General features: G+C 68.4%; 2 protein-coding genes. Both read left to right on the plus strand.

Features of this window, described 5'->3' with window-relative positions:
• The first annotated feature begins 225 nt into the window (after positions 1–225).
• Positions 226–3,156 carry a cobaltochelatase subunit CobN gene (locus NKJ91_RS33390; RefSeq protein ID WP_352458897.1) on the plus strand — a complete coding sequence of 977 codons (2,931 nt, stop codon included), beginning with the start codon at positions 226–228 and terminating at the stop codon, positions 3,154–3,156.
• Positions 3,153–3,459 (plus strand): ferredoxin-like domain-containing protein (locus NKJ91_RS33395; RefSeq protein WP_502903662.1); only part of this gene is annotated, 307 nt, incomplete at its 3' end. The genes NKJ91_RS33390 and NKJ91_RS33395, both read left to right, overlap by 4 nt.

Raw genomic sequence — 3,459 nt, forward strand, 5'->3', positions numbered from 1 at the left:
GGGCCGCCGGACCCCTACCCGGTTCGCGCCCCAAGGGGGGTTTTTACCCCCCCGGCCCGGGGGGTCGTACACCGCGCCGCCCCCCCCCCCCTCGCCCGGAGGGCCCGCCCCCTGGCCGGGGGTGGGGTCCTCTCCGAAGCGCGCCTACACAAAACGTCGCGCATTGCCGTGACGACCCCACCCGGCTCTGCGGGCCACTCTCCCCTCGAGAGGGAGGGGGACGTCGTGCCAATTCTCTTCTACCGTTCGATGCTGCTCGCCGCCGATGTTGCGCCCATCGACGCGCTTTTCGAAGCCCTGCGCCACCGCGGCATGGCTCCCGTGCCTATGTTCGTCTCCAGCCTCAAGGACCCGGCGTCGCTCGCCTTTGTCGAAACCGCGCTCGCAACCCTGAAGCCTGCCGCCATCATCACCGCCACGGCTTTCGCCTCGGGTGCCGAGCCCGGCGTTGAAACCCTGTTCGACCGCGCCGGCGTGCCGGTGTTCCAGGTCATCGTCGCGACCACCCGCCGCGACATCTGGCAAACCAATCAGCGCGGCCTGGCGCCCGCCGACCTTGCCATGCATGTCGTCCTGCCCGAGCTCGACGGCCGCATCCTGGCCGGCGCCATTTCATTCAAGGGCGAAAGCGAAACCGACCCGGCGCTGGCCTTCCGCGCCTTCGCCAACCGGCCTGAGCCCGACCGCGTGGCGCAAGTGGCGAACCGTGTCGAGGCCTTCGTGCGCCTGCAGCGGACGCCGCGTGCGGAGCGCAAGCTCGCCATCCTGATCCCCGACTATCCGAGCGCCCCCGGTCGCACCGGCTACGCGGTTGGTCTCGACGTGCCGTCCAGCGTGCTGGCAATGCTGCACGACCTGAGCGAACAGCGCTACGCCGTTGAAAGGATTCCGCAAACGCCGCGCGAGTTGCTGGATGCGTTGGGGCGTGGAGGTGAAGGGTTGGGGTTTGAGGACTATCTCGAATACTCGGCGGAATTGCCTGCTGAGGCGATAGCTGCCGTGACGGCCGCATGGGGGAATGCGGCAGATGACACAAGTTTGTGCGAGGCACCCCCCTCTGTCCTGCCGGACATCTCCCCCTCAAGGGGGGAGATTGGCAGTTCCGCCACCGGCTCTCCCTTAAGGCCCTCGGTAATTGGCGAAAGCAGAGACAACAGCGCAATCTCCCCCCTTGAGGGGGAGATGTCCGGCAGGACAGAGGGGGGTGTTCAAGCGCCTGCCGCCGCAAAATTCGCCTTCCGCGCAGCCACCTTCGGCAACGTCACCGTGGCACTCGCACCTGACCGCGGGCGCTCAGCCGACCGCCGCGCCGACTATCACGACCCGACGCTGCCGCCGCGCCATGCGCTGGTCGCCTTTGGCCTCTGGCTGCGCAAGTCGCTCGGCATCCATGCAATTGTCCATGTCGGCGCCCACGGCACGCTGGAGTGGCTGCCCGGCAAGACCGTGGCGCTCAGCGAAAACTGCTTTCCCGAGATAGTCACCGGTCCCCTGCCCATCATCTATCCCTTCATCGTCTCCAACCCGGGAGAGGCAGCACAGGCCAAGCGGCGCATTGCCGCCGTCACGCTCGGCCATCTGCCGCCGCCGCTGACCGGCGCCGGGCTGGACGAAAACCAGCACAGGCTTGAACGACTGGTTGACGAATATGCCCAGGCCGACGGGCTCGACCGCCGCCGCCGCGACCGCCTGGCGAAGCTGATCGTCGAGACGGCGGAAAAGACCGGCCTCGCCTCAGAGGCAGGCGTCGCCAGGGCCGACGCAGCCGACGAGGCTTTGCGCCGCATCGACGCCTGGCTCTGCGATCTCAAGGATTTCGCCATCAAGGACGGCCTGCATATTTACGGCCGCTCGCCCGAAGGCGAGACCGATCCGTTGCGCCGGCAAAGCGCGGCAGCTGAAAAGGCCGCAGTGCTTGCGGCCCTCGACGGCCGCCATATCGCTGCCGGTCCGGCCGGTGCGCCGGCGCGTGGCCGGCGCGATGTGCTGCCCACCGGCCGCAATCTGTTTACCGCCGATCCGCGCACCATGCCGACGCCGACCGCCTATGATCTGGGCAGGGTGGCAGCGGAGGAAGTCGTCCGCAGCTACATGCAATCGCATGGCGACTGGCCGCGCTCGCTGGTCATCGATCTCTGGGGCTCGGCCTCGCTGCGCACCGGCGGCGAGGAGATCGCGCAAGGCCTGGCGTTGATGGGCTGCCGGCCGCAATGGGATTCCGCCACCGGCCGCATCACCGGCATAGATGTGCTGCCGCCGGCAACACTCGGCCGTCCGCGCATCGATGTCACCTGGCGCATATCGGGCCTGTTCCGCGACATGTTCCCGACCCAGATCGCGCTGATCGACGCCGCGGCCAACGCGGTGGCGACCCGCGACGAGGATGATTCGGAAAACCCGCTCGCCGCTAGGACCCGCATCGACGGCAAGATCAGCCCGCGCATTTTCGGCACCTCGCCGGGCACTTACGGCGCGGGCGTCGAGGACTTGTTGTCGAGCGGCGACTGGGCCGCGCGCGAAGAGATCGGCCGCACCTATCTCGCCGCCACCTCGCACGCCTATGGCGGCTCCGAGGGCAAAGGCATTTCGGCGCCCGGCGCGTTCGAGGATCGCCTCGCCGAGGCCGATCTTCTGGTTCATACCGGCGACGACCCCGGCCGCGACATCCTCGAAGGCTCGGCCGACGTCGCCTTCATCGGCGGCTTTTCGGCAGCACTTGCCGCGCTCGGCAAAAACGCCGACGTGATCGTGCTCGACACCACGGACCCGCAAAGACCGAAGCCGCGCTCGATCAGTGAGGCCGTGTCGCGCGTCGTGCGGGCACGCGCCGTCAATCCGCGCTTCATCGCCGGCCAGATGCGTCATGGCCCGCGCGGCGCCTCGGAATTCGCCGAGACGGTCGACCGGCTTGTCGGCTTTGCTGAGACTACCCATGCCATATCGGGCACGCTGATCGAGGCGGTGCACGACGCCTATCTTGGCGACCCCGTGGTGCGCGCCTTCATCCTGCGCGAGAACCCGGCGGCGGCGAAGGTGATTGCCGAGCGTTTGCTGTCGGCACGGCGGCGCGGGCTCTGGCATCCGCTGCGCAATTCGATCGATGACGATCTCGCCGCACTGATTGCCGAAGCGCAAGCTCTGGGAGTGGCGGCATGAACGCTTTCTCGCGCCGTGGCGCCTGCCCTGCCTTGTCCGCGCCGATGCAGACCGGCGACGGGCTGCTGGTGCGGCTCAATCCGGTCGCTGGAGGACTGTTGCCGAAGTCGTTGATCGGACTCTGCGAATCTGCCTTGCGCCATGGCAACGGTATCATGGAAGTGACCGCCCGCGGCAGCCTGCAGATCCGCGGCCTGACGCCGGCAAGCGCGCGGCTGCTGGCGATGGAGGTCGATGCGCTCGGCATCGCGGTGCGCACCGGCGTGCCGGTCGAGACCGGCCCGCTGGCCGGGCTCGACCAGG

Source organism: Mesorhizobium sp. M0040 (assembly GCF_040323505.1).
Taxonomy (GTDB): Bacteria; Pseudomonadota; Alphaproteobacteria; order Rhizobiales; family Rhizobiaceae; genus Mesorhizobium.